Below are 16,506 nucleotides of genomic sequence, written 5' to 3' on the forward strand. Positions count from 1 at the left end.
CCAGGTGCACGGGCAGGTATTCATAGGGCAGCCCCTTGAGCTGCAGTGCAATGCGCACACGGTAGGAGGCCGAGGAGCGGAAATAGGTGTGGAGCTTCATGGCGAGACAGCATAACTGCACGGCGCGAATCGCCGATGGCGCAGCATCCGTATATTTGCAGATCTGCACGGTGCAAGTCCCATGGCACACTGCTTGCCGCGTCACATACATGGCGCAGCCCGTCAGCCGGGCCGGAGGCGGTCCCGGCATGCTTTTTTGCTGAGGTTTTCATGAGCGGTTACGTGTTCAATCCCCCTGCTGTCGTCAGCGTGCCCGTGGTCGGGCGTGGCGAGCGCTTTCCCATCCACCGCATCTACTGCGTGGGCCGAAACTACGAGGATCACGCCAAGGAGATGGGCTTCACCGGCCGCGAACCTCCGTTCTTCTTCCTCAAGCCCGCCGATGCCGTGGTTGCCGTGCCCGCAGGCGAAACCGGACAGGTGGCCTACCCCACGCTGACCCAGAACCTGCACCACGAGGTGGAACTGGTGGTGGCCATCGGCAAGGCCGGCAAGAACATCAAGGCCGCCGATGCGCTGCAATACATTTACGGCTACGCCGTGGGCCTGGACATGACGCGCCGCGACCTGCAAAACGACATGAAGAAACAGGGCCGGCCCTGGTGCATCGGCAAGGCCTTCGAGCAATCGGCCCCCATCGGTCCGATCACGCCCGCCCAGCAGGCCGGGGACATCGGCCAGGCCGCCATCTCGCTGCAGGTCAACGGCACGGTGCGCCAGAGCAGCCACATCCACAAGCTGATCTGGAACATCGCCGAGACCATCGAGCACCTGTCGGCTGCCTGGGAGCTGCAGCCCGGCGACCTCATCATGACCGGCACCCCCGAAGGTGTGGCCGCCGTGGTGAGCGGAGACACCCTCGAAGCCCAGGTCAGCGGCCTGGAGCCCCTGCGCATCAAGATCGTGTGACTCCCGCAGGCGGGGAGCCGTCCTTCTTACTGGGGAAGGCGGCCACGCCGGCGGCAGGTCAACTCTCTTTTTCATAGCCCGCAGCGCATGCCAAGCCAGCGCCTGCGGGCTGTTTTGCTTATAGTCACGGCATGATGTTCCGCAGCCCCATCAAGTTCTGCCGCAATTGCGGCACCGCCGTCGTCTACCGCCTTCCCGATGATGGGGATACGCGCGAGCGTGCCGTCTGCTCGCAATGCAACACCATCCATTACGAGAATCCGCTCAACGTGGTGGGCACCCTGCCCGTGGCCGACGACGGGCGCATTCTGCTGTGCAAGCGCAATATCGAGCCGCGCCGCGGCCTGTGGACGCTGCCCGCGGGCTTCATGGAGCTCAACGAAACCGCCTCGCAGGGCGCGCAGCGCGAGACCGATGAAGAGGCCGGCGCTGATATCGAGCTGGGCCGGCTGTTCTCGCTGATCAGCGTGCCCCAGGTCGGCCAGGTGCACCTGTTCTATCTGGCACGCCTGCGCAGCGAGCAATGCCACCCCGGCCCCGAAACCATGGAGGCCCGACTGTTTGCCGAGCACGAGATTCCATGGCAGGAAATTGCCTTCCGCACCGTGCGCGTCACGCTGGAGCGCTATCTGGCCGACCGCGCCAGCGGCAGCCTGGACAAGGGCACGGTACACACCGTGGACCTGTGGCACGAGCCCAGGCTGCAGCCGGGCCATGCTCCGGTCGATGCGGCCGGCCAGGCCGGCTGAGCGCAGGCGGCCTCAAAGCCGCCAGCTGTTGAGCGCGGGCAGGGCGGCCTGCGCCGCCGCATAGCCTTCATCGATGGCTTCGCGCGCACGGTGAAAGTCCAGCAACCCCATGTGCGACAGACGCGGCGCGATCACCAGTTCGGGCGGGTCTCCCGCCATGCGGCTGCGCGTGATGCGCATCTGCATGATGTTCACGCTGGTCATGACCACGTCGAGCAGCGAGGGCACCGGCGGCGGCCTGGGTTCGTTCGCCCGCCCCTGCCGCCAGGCCGCCACGCCTTGCCAGGCGGCCGCCCCCTTGACGCTGCTTTGCAGCCGCTGCATCCAGCCCTGGCCCTGGTTGCTGTCGTCCAGCGGCAGTTCCTGCTGCTCGACCGGGCCCGCATCCTCATCGCCTGGCCCGGTATCGCGGCCGGCGTCCGCGGCTCCGGGCGGCGCATCCAGCGGCAGCATGTGCCGGCGCATGATGTCGGCATTCAGGTCCACGGCAATCACGATGTCGGCGCCCATGGCCCGCGCCAGCGAGGCCGGCACGGGGTTCACGATGCCGCCGTCCACCAGCAGCCGCCCCTCGCGGTAGACCGGCGTGAACAGGCCCGGCAAGGCAATGGAGGCGCGCACGGCATCGGCGATCGAGCCCTTGCGCAGCCAGACTTCGGCGCCCGAATGCAGGTCGGTGGCCACGGCCGCGAACGGAATGGCCAGGTCCTCCAGCGCGGAATCGACGAAATGGCTGCGCCAGAACGCGATGAGCTTTTCGCCCTTGAGCATGCCGCCCGCGATATTGAAGTCCATGAAGCCGAAGACCTTGCGCACGCCCAGGCTGAGCACCCATTCCTCGAAGCGCTCCATCTCGCCCGCCGCATAGGAGGCGCCCACCAGCGCACCGATGGAGGAGCCGCAGACGATATCGGGCTGGATGCCGGCTTCCTTCAATGCACGCAGCACGCCGAAATGGGCCCAGCCGCGCGCCGAGCCGCTGCCCAATGCCAGCCCGAGGACGGGTTTGCGCGGCGTCAGCGCCATGGTGCGCCCCCCTCTGTCACACCCGGCTTCATGGCTGCCCCTTGAGCAGGGCCAGCATGCCGTCCTCGTCGAGCACGGTCACGCCCAGCTCCTGCGCCTTGGCCAGCTTGCTGCCTGCCTCGGCACCGGCCACCACGTAGCTGGTCTTCTTGCTCACCGAGCCCGAGACCTTGGCGCCCGCAGCCTCCAGCATTTCCTTGGCGGCATCGCGGCTCAGCGTGGGCAGCGTGCCGGTCAGCACCACGGTCAGGCCGGCCAGCACCTGGGGCGCCTTCTCGGCCGGCGCCCCCTCCTCCCAGTGCACGCCGCAGGCACGCAACTGCTCGACCACCTCGCGGTTATGGGGCTGGGCAAAGAAGGTGTGGATGCTGTCGGCCACCACGGGACCGACATCGTTGACCTGCAGCAGCTGCTCCACGCCGGCATCCATGATGGCGTCCAGCGTGCCGAAATGGCGCGCCAGATCCTTGGCCGTGGCTTCGCCCACATGGCGTATGCCCAGGCCGAACAGAAAGCGCGGCAAGGTGGTGGACTTGGATTTTTCCAACGCATCCAGCACGTTCTGCGCCGACTTCTCGGCCATGCGGTCCAACGCGGCGAGCGCCGTCAGGCCCAGGCGGTACAGGTCGGGCAGCACCTTGATGACCTGGCCGTCCACCAGCTGGTCGACCAGCTTCTCGCCCAGGCCTTCGATATCCATGGCACGGCGCTGGGCGAAGTGCAAGATGGCTTCCTTGCGCTGGGCGCCGCAGAACAGGCCGCCCGTGCAGCGGTGGTTGGCCTCGCCTTTTTCGCGCACCACCTCGCTGCCGCAGATGGGGCAGGCCCTGGGCATGCGGAAATTGGGCACATACGGCTGGCGCGGCGCGGCCGCGCCATCACCCTGGGCCGAGGGCGATGTCACGACACGCCGCACGACTTCGGGAATCACATCGCCGGCGCGGCGCACGACCACCGTGTCGCCCACGCGCACGCCCTTCTTGCGGATCTCGAACAGATTGTGCAGCGTGGCATTGGTGACGATGACGCCGCCCACCGCCACGGGCGCCAGCCGCGCCACGGGCGTGAGCTTGCCGGTGCGGCCCACCTGCACGTCGATGCCTTCCATCAGCGTGGGCATTTCCTCGGCCGGGTACTTGTGGGCCACGGCCCAGCGCGGCTCGCGCGTCACGAAGCCGAGACGGCGCTGCAGCGCCAGGCTGTTGACCTTGTAGACCACGCCGTCGATCTCGTACGGCAGGCTGGCACGCTCGGCGCCCATGCGCTCATGGAAGGCCACCAGCTCGTCGGCCCCATGGGCGATGCATACCTGCGGCGCCACCGGAAAGCCCCAGGACCTGAGCGTCTGCAGCATGGCGTAATGGGTGCCGAAATCCGGCCCGCCCTGCGCGGGCGGCGTGATCTCGCCCAGGCCGTAGGCAAAGAACGACAGCGGCCGCTGGGCCGCGATATTCGAATCCAGCTGGCGCACCGAGCCCGCAGCGGCATTGCGCGGATTCGCAAAGGTCTTGGCGCCGGCGGCCTGCTGGCGCTCGTTGAGCCTGGCCAGATCGGCTCGGCCCATGTAGACCTCGCCGCGCACTTCGACCACCGCAGGCACGCCCTGGTCGCGCGGCAGGGACAGCGGGATGCGGCGGATGGTGCGGATGTTGTGCGTCACATCCTCGCCCACCTCCCCGTTGCCGCGCGTCGTGGCCTGCACCAGCACGCCGTCTTCATAGCGCAGATTCATGGCCAGGCCGTCGAACTTGGGCTCGGCCACATATTCCACGGGCGGTGCCGATTCGGGCAGTTCCAGCTCGCGGCGCACGCGCGCATCGAAGGCCTGGGCGCCCGTGGCTTCGTTGTCGGTCTCGGTGCGGATGCTGAGCATGGGGACTGCATGGCGCACGGGCGCCAGGCCCTCGAGCACGGCGCCGATCACGCGCTGCGTGGGCGAGTCGGGCGTGACCAGCGCGGGATAGGCGCCTTCGAGCGCCTGCAGCTGCTGAAAGACCCGGTCGTATTCGCCATCGGGCACGGTGGGCGCATCGAGCACATAGTATTCATGCGCCCACCGGTTGAGCCGGGCCCGCAGCTCCTGCACCTTGGCCGCCACTTTTTCAGGAGCGGCCTGCGCTCTCTGCTTGGGCGTTTCAGCGGAAAAAAGGTCAAAATTTTCGGTCATGCTCTGGCCAGGGTAATGGCGATGAAAAAGGCCAACATCGTTGGCCCTTGATTATTGGTGTCAGCTGCCCATGGTATCCGCATCTTCCAGGGAGCCTGAAGCGCACCCGGCCCCGGCACGGGCGGGCGGCAAGAGCCGCCCTCCGTTCGGGCCGCCGCCCCCTCTTCCTGGGAAAGGCACGAAGCCGCCCGGCAGGTGTCGTCCCTCAGCTGAACAGCCTGCGGGCCAGCAGGGAGCCGGCCGACAGCTCCCGGCTGTCGAGCTTGTCGTACAGCAGCTCCAGGTCATGCTGGATCGGGTCCAGCGCCGAAACCGGCAGCAGGTAGCCGTTCTGGTCGCACAGCACGCCATCCATGGTCTGGCACAGCTGTTCGGCAATCTGGCGCAGCTGGGCAAACGGCTGCTCGCCGCGCGGCACCTGAGCCACATCCAGGCTCAGCAGGATTTCGCGGACCACGGACTGGTCCAGGTCGTCGGCCAGGGCTGCCTGCGGGTCGTAGTGCAGCAGCAGCACCGGCGGCATGCCCGGCGTGGGCGAGGACAGCGCCATGCGTCCCGGCATGGCGCTGGCGACAAAGCCCAGGCGGCCGGCGTTCTGCTGCACGTAGCCTGCGCTCCAGGAAGCCTGGCGCGCGCGCAGCATGAAGGACAGCTGGGCATCGTGCTCGCTGGCGAACTGGTCCAGCTCGCGGGCACGCGCCACTTCATGCAGCATGTCGGGCATGTCGGGCACCACGCCCAGGGCATCGGCAAAGCGCTGCACCTTGGCCACGAATTCGGAAAACTCGATCTCGTTGAGCGCGCCCGTGCGGTTGGCCAGCTGCACGCCGGCCTGGAAGGCGATATAGCGCTGGCCGGCCTGCAGCGGCTCCCACTGGCGGGTCTGCTGGTTCATGCCTTCGATGGCGAACGGCTTGTTGCCCGCACGGCGCGTGCTGGGCAGCGCCTGGATGGCCACTTCGCCGGGCACGGGCTGCGCCACCTGTATGGGAGCGATGGCATCGATCAGCGCGTCCAGCTGGCTGCGGCGCTCCACTGCGGCAGCCGCGGCGGGCGCGGCCAGCGGCGCCTCGGTCAGCACGGGCTCCACGGGCGCGCGCTCCGCCGCGCCTTCGGCTTCGGCCTGGGGTTGCGCAGGCTTGGCGGCCGGCTGTGGCACCGCTGCCGCAGCTGCCGGCGCGGCGGCCTGCTGGCGGGCGGCCTCCAGCGCAGCCTGGCGCTGCTGCTCCTCATAGGCTTCCTGCGCCACGATCCGTGCCAGCTCGGCATCGGCCTCGGCAAAGCGGCCAGCGGCCTCGGGCACATGCAGCGGTTCGGCGCCGGGAACGGCCTTGCCGAAGTCGCCCAGCACCGGCTCGCGCAGGCTGTGCGTGAGATCGGGGCCGTGCCCCACCGTGTCCATGCCGGGCTCGTTGCGCAGGGGATCACCTTGCACGCCCTGCGCCTCGGGATCCGCGCGCCTGGGCGCATTGCGGCGGGCCGACCAAGAGTTGTAGGCAACGATCAGGGCCAGAAGCACAACGCCCAGGACGGCCAGACTGATTTGCAGGGTACTCATGTAAGAAAGCGGTATGTGAACGGTCGAAGGGGACAGGACTTACGCAAAACAGGCCCGGGCGGGATTCCCATGCCGGTGAAGAAGGCTGCGTGCATCTGGGTTCGCGCAAGTCCTCGGAAGTGGAAACAGGCTCAGGATAGCTCAGCCATGGACAGGGCAGACTCCATATCCACCGCAACAATTCGTGAAACACCCTGCTCCTGCATGGTCACGCCGATCAGCTGCCCGGCCATTTCCATGGCGATCTTGTTGTGGCTGATGAACAGGAACTGCGTGCCCTTGCTCATGCTGTGCACCAGCTTGGCATAGCGCTCGGTATTGGCATCGTCCAGCGGCGCGTCCACCTCGTCGAGCAGACAGAACGGTGCCGGGTTGAGCTGGAAGATGGCGAACACCAGCGCAATCGCCGTGAGCGCCTTCTCGCCGCCCGAGAGCAGATGGATGGTCTGGTTCTTCTTGCCGGGCGGCTGGGCAATCACCTGCACGCCGGCGTCCAGGATTTCATCGCCCGTGATCACCAGCTTGGCCTGGCCGCCACCGAACAGTTCGGGGAACATGCGGCCGAAATGGCGGTTCACGGTATCGAAAGTGCCCGACAGCAGTTCACGCGTCTCGGCGTCGATCTTGCGGATGGCATCTTCCAGCGTGTTCATGGCCTTGGTCAGGTCGTCCATCTGGGCGTCGAGGAAGGTCTTGCGCTCGCGCGCCAGCGTCAGTTCGTCGAGCGCCGCAAGGTTCACCGCACCCAGGGCCTGGATCTCGCGGTGCAGGCGGTCGATCTCGCCCTGCAGGCCGTGCATGCGCACATTGCCCTCCGCAATGGACTGGGCCACGGCCGCAAGGTCGGCATTGGCCTCGGCCAGCAGGTTGCTGTACTGCTCCAGGCCCAGGCGCGCGGCCTGCTCCTTGAGCTGGAATTCGGTGATGCGCTGGCGCAGCGGGTCCAGCGCCTTTTCGAGCGATTGGCGGCGCTCGTCGCTGGCGCGCAGCTTGTTGGTCAGGTCGTCGTATTCGCTGCGGCGCTCGGCGACTTCCTTCTCGCGCTGCATCTTCAGGTCCAGCGCGTCCTGCAGGCCGCCCTGGGCCGCTGCATCGGTCAGGCGTGAAAGCTCCTCCTGCGCACGCTGCTGTTCCTCGGCCAGCGAACGCGCCTGCTGGCTGGCCGTCTCGATGGTGCGGGACAGCTCGGCGCGGCGCGCATGCAGGCTGCGCTGCGAGAACGTCGCTTCCTGGGCCTGGCGCTCCAGGCTGCGCAGCTGCTCGCGCGATTCGTTGAGGCGCCGCTCGGCTTCAAGCACCCTGTCGCCCAGCTGGGCATGGCGCTCCTGGCTGTCGGCCAGCTGCATGTCCAGCTCCTCGAAGCGGGCCTCGGCCGCGACGCGGCGCTCCTCGATATCGGACAGCTGGGCCTCGACCTCGGACAGGTCGGCCGCGATCTGGGCGTTGCGCGCCCGGGCCTGCTCGGCCAGCTGCGACAGGCGCAGGGTCTCCACCTGCAGCTCATGGGCGCGGCTGCGGGCCTCGGAAGCCTCGCGCCGTGCCGCCACCAGGCGCTGCGAGGCGTCGGCATAGGCACTTTCGGCGCGCACCAGGGCCGAGCGCGATTCCTCAGCAATCAATGCCTGGGCCCGCACCTCCTTTTCGAGGTGCTCGATCTCCTGGGCGCGCGCCAGCAGGCCCGACTGCTCGGAGTCCTGGGCATAGAAGGTGACGCTGTGGGCGCTGACCGCATGGCCCGTGGGCACGTAGACCACCTCGCCGGGCTGCAGCTCGGCACGGCGGCCCAGCGCCTCGTCCAGCGTGGCGGCCGTATAGCAGCCGGTGAGCCAGTCGGACAGCACGGTGCGCAGGCCGGCATCGCCGACCTTGAGCAGGTCCGACAACCGTGCAAAGCGCGCGGCTGCCGGCGTCGCCGCGGCCTGGGGGGGGCTGAAGAAGGCCAGCCGGGCCGGCGGCGCATCCTGCCCGCCCGAACCCAGAAAGCCGCGCACCATGTCCAGGCGCCCCACTTCCAGCGCGCCCAGGCGTTCGCGCAGGGCGGCTTCCAGTGCATTCTCCCAACCCGGCTCGATGGCAATGCGGCTCCACAGCCCGTGCAGGCCGTCCAGGCCGTGCTTGGCCAGCCAGGGCTGGAGCTTGCCGTCGGTCTTGACCTTTTCCTGCAGGGCCTTGAGGGCCTCCAGGCGCGCGGAGAGGTCCGCATGGCGGCTGCTTTCCTCGTTGACGGCTGACTGGCGCGCGCGGCGGTCCTCGTCGAGCTGGGGCACGGACTCCTGCAGCTCGTTGAGCACGGCATCGGCCATCTCGGCCAGTTCCTGCGCCTCGGCCAGCTGCGCCTGCAGATTGGCCAGTCGCGCTTCGTCGGGCGTCTCCAGCGCATTGCGGTCGGCGCGCAGGCGCTCGAAGCGGCTTTCGAACTGGCGGCGCTGCTCGTCCAGGCTGCGCTGCTCGGCGGCCAGCACCTGGATCTGCTGCTGCACCTGCACCACGGAGCTGCGCTGGTCGGCATCGGCCTTCTGCGCGGCGCGCAGCGCTTCCTCCAGGTCGGGCAGACGCATGGTCTGCTCCTCGACCTGGGCGGCGAGCATCTCGGCCTGTTCCTCGGCATCCATGCCGGCGCCCTCGATGTTCTCGATCTCGGCCTGGGCTTCCTCGCTGCGGCTGCTCCACAGCAGGATCTGCTCGGACAGCTGCTGCAGGCGCTGCTGCACGCGCTGGCGGCCTTCGACCACGTAACGGATCTCGGCCTCGAGCTTGCCCACCTCGGCCGTGGCCTCGTAGAGCTTGCTCTGCGCCTGGTTGACCTTGTCGCTGGCGTCGTAGTGCGCCTGACGCAGGGTCTCGAGTCCGCTTTCGTTGTTGCGGATGTCGGCCATGCGCTCTTCGAGCTCGTTGACCACTTTCAGGCCTTCGACGCGCACGCGGTCCTGCTCGGCCTCGGCCTCGGCCCGCTTCAGGTACCACAGCTGATGCTGCTTGAGCGTGACCTGGGCATGGAGGTCGTTGTACCGGGCCGCCACCTCGGCCTGCTTCTCGAGCTTGTCGAGGTTGGCATTGAGCTCGCGCAGAATGTCTTCCACGCGCGTGAGATTCTCGGTCGTGGCCGAGAGGCGGTTCTCGGTCTCGCGCCGACGCTCCTTGTACTTGGAAACGCCTGCGGCTTCTTCCAGGAACAGGCGCAGTTCCTCGGGGCGCGACTCGATGATGCGGCTGATCGTGCCCTGGCCGATGATGGCGTAGGCACGCGGCCCCAGGCCCGTACCCAGGAACACGTCCTGCACGTCGCGGCGGCGCACGGGCTGGTTGTTGATGAAATAGCTGCTGTTGCCCTCGCGCGTGAGAACGCGCTTGACGGCAATCTCACCGAACTGGCCCCACTGGCCACCCGCGCGGTGGTCGCTGTTGTCGAAGGTCAGCTCCACGCTGGCCCGGCTCGCGGGCTTTCGGTGCGTGGTGCCGTTGAAGATCACGTCCTGCATGGACTCGCCGCGCAGCTCGCTGGCCTTGGATTCGCCCAGCACCCAGCGCACCGCGTCCATGATGTTGGACTTGCCGCAACCGTTGGGGCCCACCACGCCGACCATTTGGCCCGGCAGGACGAAGTTGGTGGGCTCGGCAAAGGATTTGAAGCCGGAGAGCTTGATGGAGTTCAGGCGCACGGTGTCGGAGGCGGTCTATGGCGGTATGGAGTCGGGGATAAAGGGCGGGCCGAATCATAACGCGCCCATAGCCCTCGGCGGGCCTTGGGGCGGGCCGGAGCGGCCTAGAACACGCCCATCGCCAGCCCGGCGGCAAAGGCCTGTCCCAGCTCCCGGCAGCGCTCCAGCTCGGCCGGCCCGATCTGCTTGGGCGCCAGAATGGCTTCGGGCGTCTGCGCGTGGGTGCAGACGATCAGCGGCTCGGCCACGGGCTGCAGGCGCCAGCCGGTGGCAATGCGCGCGATCTGCCGTGCGGCATTGGAGCCGTCGCTGCCAGCGCAGACCAGCACCGCATAGGGGCGGCCGTTGATGCGGTCCAGCGCGCCGTAGTAGCTGCGGTCGAAGAAGTCCTTCATCAGCCCGCTGACGGCGGCCAGGTTTTCCGGTGTGGCAAAGACATAGCCTTCTGCGGCCAGCAGGTCTTCGGGACCGGCCTGCCGCGCTTCGAGGAGGCGCACCTGCACGCCTTCCTCGCCCCGGGCGCCGGCGGCAGCGGCTTGCGCCATCTGCAATGTGCCGCCCGTGAGGGAGTGGTAGACGATGAGCAGGGTCTTGGCTACGGACATGGCTTCATTGTGGGCCCGCAGCACCGATCCATGAAGGCCTGCAGGCCACGGCCTCTGTTGCACGGATGAAACAAAATTGCAAGACTTGCAGCGCCGGCCACTGGATGAAAGTGGTTTGACCAAAATTCACATTCAGATACGTATGATTGCCTGGCGCAGCTCCTGTTTTTGAAGCATTTTCCGTATCGGCAAGTGGCGCCCGTCCGGACTCCATCCGGATGACGGCGGACCGCGGCCATCCGCAGCAAGGGCGGCTGCCGCCGGTCTTGCCGGTTTGCTGCTTGTAGGAAATATCCTTCACAATGCAGTCCTCTGCGGCATCCGCTCGAACGGTCTATGGATGAGCGGCGGGAATATCTGGGCGGCCCGGCCGGCAACGCGGCTTCGGGCCCTACTGTTTGATCGCACACATTCGTTCATGTCCTTTCTCGCACTGGGCCAGCCCTGGATGGCCAGGTTTCTATGGATCGCGGCAGTGGCCCTGGCCTGGGCTTGGGGGCCTGGCCAGGCACTGGCAGGGGATCTGGCGGCGTCCGGCGCTGCCGGCCTGATCGAAAAGCAGGTGCTTGTACGCGAGCGCATCGGCCTGCTGCAATGGCCCGTCCTGACCTGGCTGGAGCGCGCCCTGCCCTATCTTCTGACGGCGCTGGCCGCGTCGGGGCTGGCCGTGTTCGCCTGGTCCTGGCGCCGCTGGCGCCGGCGCTCGTCCTTCTTCGCCCGGCTGCGCCGCTCCACGCGCGGCTGGCGCGAAAGCGATGCGCGCTTTCAGGCGCTGTACGAGCAGGCCGCGCTGGGCGTGGTGCAGGTCGACACCGCCAGCCTGCGCATCATGGCCGTCAACCAGCGCTACTGCGCCATGTCCGGCTACTCGGCGCAGGAGCTGCACCAGCGCAAGGCGCTGGACCTTTCCATCCCCGAGGACCGCGAGCATTCCGCCCAGTTGCTCCATGCCCTGGTGAGCGGCCAGATCAAGGCCATCCACGGCGAGCACAGCCTGCTGCGCAAGGACGGCCAGACGGTCTGGGTGGAAGTCAACATCTCCGTCGTCGGCCAGCGCCCCCGCATGCTGCTGGCCCTGGTGCAGGACATCAGCGAGCGCAAGCGCCTGCAGCAGATACAGCAGCAGGGCCACCGGCAGCTGCGCCACTTGATGCAGCGGCTGCCCGTGGGCCTGGTCATGGAGCGCAACGACGGCCGCTTCGCCTACTGGAACGACGAATTCCTGCGCATTGCAGGCAATCCGCAGGCGCCCGATACGCACAGCCAGCAGTGGTGGAGCCGCGTGTTTGCCAACGAAGCCCAGCGCAAGCGCGCCATGCTGCGCTGGGAAGACGCCAAGGCGCGCGTAAGGGCCAGGGCCGTCACGGTGCACAACGGCGACGCACCGCCCCCCGATACCTACACGATCGCCGCGCAGGAGCTGTCCTTTCACGGCGCCGACGGCACGCGCCGCACCGTGAGCATGAGCGGCGTGCTGCTCGACGACGGCTGCCTCATGGTGCTGCAGGACCAGAGCCAGCGCAAGGCCGCCGAGGACGAGGCCAGGCGCCTGGCCTTCTACGATCCGCTCACCGCGCTGCCCAACCGGCGCCTGCTCATGGACCGGCTGCAGCAGGCGCTGTCCAGCTGCCAGCGGCGCCAGCACTGGGGCGGCGTGCTGCTGCTGGACATCGACAATTTCAAGGCCTTCAACGAAACCATGGGCCTGGAGCATGGCGACGCCTTGCTCCAGGAGCTCAGCCAGCGCCTGGGCCACCGCATGGGTGCGGGCGTGACCGTGGCCCGCCAGGGCGGCGACGACTTTGTGATCGTGCTCGACGATCTGGGCGCGGATGCCGTGGCCGCCGCCACCTATCTGGAAAAGCAGGCCCAGCGCGTGCTGGCGCTGGTGCGCGAGCCACTGACCGTGGCGGGCACGCCGCGCCAGGTCACCGCCAGCCTGGGGCTGAGCCTGTTCGGCGCCGAGCCGGTGACTGCCTCCGCCAAGCCGCTGTCGGCCAAGGAAGTGCTGCGCCGTGCCGAAATGGCCATGTACCAGGCCAAGAACCAAGGCCGCAATGCCGCGCAGTTCTTCGACCCGACGCTGCAGGCCGCGCTGCAGGAGCGCCGGTCGCTGGAGCAGGAAATGCGCACCGGCCTGGCCCAGCGGCAGTTCGAGCTGTTCTACCAGCCCCAGGTGGAGCATGGCCAGGTGGTGGGTGCCGAGGGCCTGCTGCGCTGGCGTCATCCGCGCCGCGGCTTCGTCTCGCCCGGCGAATTCATTGCGCTGGCCGAGGAAACCGGACTGATCGTGGAGCTGGGCGAATGGGTGCTGCACGCGGCCTGCCGCCAGCTGGCCGCCTGGGCCCGGCATCCGCGGCTCGCCCAGCTCACGCTGGCCATCAATGTCAGCGCCAAGCAGTTCTACCGCCCCGAGTTCGTGCAGCAGGTGCTGCGGGCATTGGCCGAGCATGGCGCCGATCCGCGCCTGCTCAAGCTCGAACTGACCGAGAGCCTGCTGCTCAGCGACGTGGACAACACCATCGCCAAGATGGCCCAGCTGCAGGTGCACGGCATTGGCTTTTCGCTCGACGATTTCGGTACCGGATATTCTTCGCTGGCCTATCTGAAGCGCCTGCCCCTGAACCAGCTCAAGATCGACCGCAGCTTTGTGCACGACGTGCTGACCGACCCCAACGATGCCGCGATCGCACGCACCATCGTCGCGCTGGCCAACAGCCTGGGGCTGCGCGTGATGGCCGAGGGCGTGGAGACCCAGGCCCAGTGCCAGTTCCTCGAGGTCATAGGCTGCTTTGCCTGGCAGGGCTATCTGATGAGCGCGCCCGTGCCCGTGGCGCAGTTCGAGGAGCTGGTGCTCCGGGGCAGCACGCTGGCCCTGGCGGCGCCGGCCCGCAGCCATGCACAATGCAGCCTGGCTTTTCCGGACCCGAACGCTGCGCAGTGATCAAGACCTTTTTGCTTTACGTATTGACGGCCCTGGCCGAGATCGCGGGCTGCTACCTGCCCTGGCTGTGGCTCAAGCAGGGCGGCAGCGCCTGGCTGCTGCTGCCCGCCGCCGCCAGCCTGGCGGTGTTTGCCTGGCTGCTGACGCTGCACCCGGCGGCGGCCGGACGCGTGTATGCGGCCTACGGCGGAGTCTATGTGGGCGTGGCCCTGGCGTGGCTGTGGCTGGTGGACGGCGTGCGTCCCACGGCCTGGGACGTGGCCGGCGTGCTGACCTGCCTGCTGGGCATGGGCCTGATCGCCTTTGCGCCCCGAGCCTGAGGCTGCAGCATGTTCAAGCCCCTGATCGCCGCCCTGGCCCTGTGCCTGCCGCTGGCGTCCATGGCCCAGCGGCTGGCCTTGAGCTTTGACGACGGCTACGACCCGGACAGGCTGCCCCAAGCACGCGCGCTGAACAACCAGCTGCTCAAGGCGCTCAAGGACAACGAGGTCAAGAGCATTCTGTTTGCCGCCGGCGCGCGCGTGGACAGCCAGGAGGGCATGAACCTGGTGGGCCAATGGCTGGAGCAGGGCCACCAGGTGGGTAACCACGGCTATTCCCACCTCAACCTCCACCAGGACCAGGTCTCGCTGGACCGCTACCTGTCCGACATCGAACGCAACGAGGACCTGCTTGCCCGCCTGCCCTCGTGGACCCGGCGCTACCGCTTCCCCTATCTGAAGGAAGGCCATACCGAGGCCCGACGCGACGGCGTGCGCCAGTGGCTGAGCGCCCATGGCTATGGCCCGGGCGCCGTCTCCATCGATGCCAGCGACTGGTACTACGACCAGCGCCTGCGTGCCTGGATGGCGCAGCACCCCGGCCAATCGCCACAGGTCTTCAGGCAGCCCTATATCCGCCATCTGCTGGACCGCGCAGACTACTACGCGCGGCTGGCGCGCCAGGCCACGGGGCGCGAGATCGACCATGTGCTGCTGCTGCACACCAACACCATCAACGCCATGTTCCTGGACGACGTGATCGCCGCGCTGCGCGAGGCGGGCTGGACCCTCATCCCGCCGCAGGAAGCCTATGCCGACGCCGTCTACCAGGAAGCGCCCGACACCCTGCCCGCGGGCGAGAGCATTGTCTGGTCGCTGGCCCGAAAACAGGGTCTGCCGAACTTGCGCTACCCAGCCGAGAGCGAAAAGTATGAAAAGCACCTGTTCGATGCGCTGGGGCTTTGAGGCATTTATCTTTTTTGATAGCTTGCAGCGCAAGCCATATCGATATTTCATTTCAATTTTCTCTTGAAAATATTGATTGGCAAGCGGCGGCTGCTATCGTTTCAGCCACTTTCCCGGGAAACCTGAGCTACTCCATAGGGCACAAAGCCGCTCTCGTTCTCGTTGACCTGCAAGAGCTTGCCCACGAAGGGAAACGCCCGCTGCGGACAGGCGCTGCGCTCGCAGACCTTGCAGCCCATGCCGATGGGCGTGGCCGCATCCAGGTGGCGCAGGTCCAGCCCGCGCGAATACACGAGCCGCGCAGCATGCTGCACGTCGCAGCCCAGGCCGATCGAAAACGTCTTGCCCGGCGCGCCCCAGCCGTGGCCCTGGTGGCTGACCGTCCGCGCGATCCATAGGTAGACGCGCCCGTCGGGCATGCTGGCCAGCTGGGGCACGATGCGCCCGGGCTGGGCAAAGGCCTCGTACACGTTCCACAGCGGGCAGGTACCGCCGATCTTGGAGAAATGGAAATGCGTGGCCGACTGACGCTTGCTGATGTTGCCGGCCCGGTCCACGCGGATGAAGAAGAACGGCACGCCCGGTGCCTCGGCACGCTGCAGCGTGGACAGGCGGTGGCACACCGTCTCGAAGCCCACGCCGAAGCGCCGCGCCAGCAGGTCGATGTCGTACTGCAGGCCTTCCGCGGCCTGCAGGAACTGCCCATAGGGCAGGACGAAGGCGCCCGCCACATAGTTGGCCAGGCCCAGGCGCGCCAGGCGCCGCGTGGCATCGTCCTGCCAGGCGGCGGTCCGCAGCTCGGCGTCGATCAGCGCATCGAACTCCAGCAGCGCCAGCTGGGTGGCCAGCTGGAAGGCCTGCTGCGCGGGCCGCAGCTGCGGCGCCACGCAGAGGGTGCGCGTCTGCGGGTCATAGTGGCGGTGGCCATGCGCATCGCCCGCATCATGGGCTGCACGCCGCACCAGCACGTTGTGGCGCGCCTGCAGTCGGTGCTGCAGCCATTCCTGCAGGCTGCCGCCCTGCTCGCCCGCCTGCCGGGCCAGCCGCTCGGCCGCACGATCCAGCACATCGAAATGGTTGCGGTGGGCAAAGAAGAAATCGCGTACCGCCTCGAAGGGCATCTGGCGCGGGGCATGGTTCCAGGCGGCAACGGCGGCATCGCCCTCCCCGGACAGCCCGCGCCCGTCGCCCAGCCGGGCCGAGAGCGCCTCGATGCGCTCCACATCCGCCTGGTGGCGGCGGTGCATGGCCAGCAGCGCCTGCGCCAGGTGCGGCATCTTGGCCGCCACCTCGCGCAGCTCCGGCAGGGGCACGGGCCCGTCGGGCTGCGCAGCGGCGGCCATCGCATCGCGCAGTTGCGACAGCAGCCGGGCTTGCTCGTCCTCGGAGAACTGCTGGATGTCCACGCCCAGCACCTTGTGGATCCTGAGCAGCACGGGCACCGTCAGCGGGCGCTGGTCCTGTTCGATCTGGTTCAGGTAGCTGGGCGACAGCCCCAGCGCCTGCGCCAGCGCCGCCTGGGTCATGCCGCGCTCGGCGCGCAGGCTGCGCAGGCGCACGCCCATGAAGGTCTTGGCCACGGCCTCTCCTTTTCATTCGCAAG

General features: G+C 67.9%; 13 protein-coding genes. 5 read left to right on the forward strand and 8 right to left on the reverse strand.

All coding sequences use genetic code 11. The features are described 5' to 3' along the window. Window positions 1-100: glutathione S-transferase N-terminal domain-containing protein (locus tag Cte04_RS21920; protein ID WP_245633270.1), on the reverse strand; the 100-nt coding region annotated here is incomplete at its 3' end. 170 nt (window positions 101-270) lie between these two features. Here Cte04_RS21920 and Cte04_RS00010 point away from each other — a divergent pair. Beyond that, window positions 271-969 carry a fumarylacetoacetate hydrolase family protein gene (locus tag Cte04_RS00010; RefSeq protein ID WP_066469711.1) on the forward strand — a complete coding sequence of 233 codons (699 nt, stop codon included), beginning with the start codon at window positions 271-273 and terminating at the stop codon, window positions 967-969. Between the two features lie 131 nt (window positions 970-1,100). After that, the gene (locus Cte04_RS00015) at window positions 1,101-1,718 is read left to right on the forward strand and encodes an NUDIX hydrolase (protein WP_083526408.1); all 618 of its coding nucleotides are present in this window, start codon (window positions 1,101-1,103) and stop codon (window positions 1,716-1,718) included. 12 nt (window positions 1,719-1,730) lie between these two features. Here the strand turns inward: Cte04_RS00015 and Cte04_RS00020 are convergent, their stop codons facing one another. The 6 genes from Cte04_RS00020 to Cte04_RS00045 form a co-directional block, all read right to left on the reverse strand. Then, complete coding sequence (locus Cte04_RS00020) at window positions 1,731-2,744, reverse strand: patatin-like phospholipase family protein (protein ID WP_066469714.1); 1,014 nt, start codon at window positions 2,742-2,744, stop codon at window positions 1,731-1,733. Between the two features lie 28 nt (window positions 2,745-2,772). Continuing rightward, the gene (gene ligA / locus Cte04_RS00025) at window positions 2,773-4,911 is read right to left on the reverse strand and encodes an NAD-dependent DNA ligase LigA (RefSeq protein ID WP_066469717.1); all 2,139 of its coding nucleotides are present in this window, start codon (window positions 4,909-4,911) and stop codon (window positions 2,773-2,775) included. A gap of 205 nt (window positions 4,912-5,116) precedes the next feature. Next, window positions 5,117-6,469 (reverse strand): cell division protein FtsZ, encoded by a 1,353-nt coding sequence (locus Cte04_RS00030; protein WP_066469728.1) that lies wholly within the window; start codon window positions 6,467-6,469, stop codon window positions 5,117-5,119. A 131-nt stretch (window positions 6,470-6,600) separates the two neighbouring features. After that, on the reverse strand, window positions 6,601-10,128 hold the full coding sequence (smc, locus tag Cte04_RS00035) for a chromosome segregation protein SMC (RefSeq protein WP_066469734.1): 3,528 nt from the start codon (window positions 10,126-10,128) through the stop codon (window positions 6,601-6,603). Window positions 10,129-10,232: 104 nt separating this feature from the next. Further along, the gene (locus Cte04_RS00040; protein WP_066471657.1) at window positions 10,233-10,733 is read right to left on the reverse strand and encodes a flavodoxin family protein; all 501 of its coding nucleotides are present in this window, start codon (window positions 10,731-10,733) and stop codon (window positions 10,233-10,235) included. 4 nt (window positions 10,734-10,737) lie between these two features. Beyond that, window positions 10,738-11,034, reverse strand: a complete 297-nt coding sequence (locus tag Cte04_RS00045; RefSeq protein WP_157081774.1) for a hypothetical protein — start codon at window positions 11,032-11,034, stop codon at window positions 10,738-10,740. A 117-nt stretch (window positions 11,035-11,151) separates the two neighbouring features. Here Cte04_RS00045 and Cte04_RS00050 point away from each other — a divergent pair, with 117 nt between their 5' ends. From Cte04_RS00050 to Cte04_RS00060, 3 genes are read left to right on the forward strand one after another with little or no spacing between them, the layout of a single operon-like run. Continuing rightward, window positions 11,152-13,677, forward strand: coding sequence for a putative bifunctional diguanylate cyclase/phosphodiesterase (locus tag Cte04_RS00050; RefSeq protein WP_066469737.1), 2,526 nt, complete (start codon window positions 11,152-11,154; stop codon window positions 13,675-13,677). Further along, the gene (locus Cte04_RS00055; RefSeq protein ID WP_174522865.1) at window positions 13,638-13,997 is read left to right on the forward strand and encodes a YnfA family protein; all 360 of its coding nucleotides are present in this window, start codon (window positions 13,638-13,640) and stop codon (window positions 13,995-13,997) included. The genes Cte04_RS00050 and Cte04_RS00055 overlap by 40 nt, the downstream gene beginning before the upstream one ends. A gap of 9 nt (window positions 13,998-14,006) precedes the next feature. Beyond that, window positions 14,007-14,903 (forward strand): polysaccharide deacetylase family protein, encoded by an 897-nt coding sequence (locus Cte04_RS00060; protein ID WP_066469743.1) that lies wholly within the window; start codon window positions 14,007-14,009, stop codon window positions 14,901-14,903. A gap of 101 nt (window positions 14,904-15,004) precedes the next feature. Here the strand turns inward: Cte04_RS00060 and Cte04_RS00065 are convergent, their stop codons facing one another. Continuing rightward, window positions 15,005-16,483 carry a short-chain fatty acyl-CoA regulator family protein gene (locus Cte04_RS00065; protein ID WP_066469744.1) on the reverse strand — a complete coding sequence of 493 codons (1,479 nt, stop codon included), beginning with the start codon at window positions 16,481-16,483 and terminating at the stop codon, window positions 15,005-15,007. Window positions 16,484-16,506 lie beyond the last annotated feature (23 nt).

The sequence above is a fragment of the Comamonas terrae genome (assembly GCF_001544075.1).
Classification (GTDB): domain Bacteria; phylum Pseudomonadota; class Gammaproteobacteria; order Burkholderiales; family Burkholderiaceae_C; genus Comamonas; species Comamonas terrae.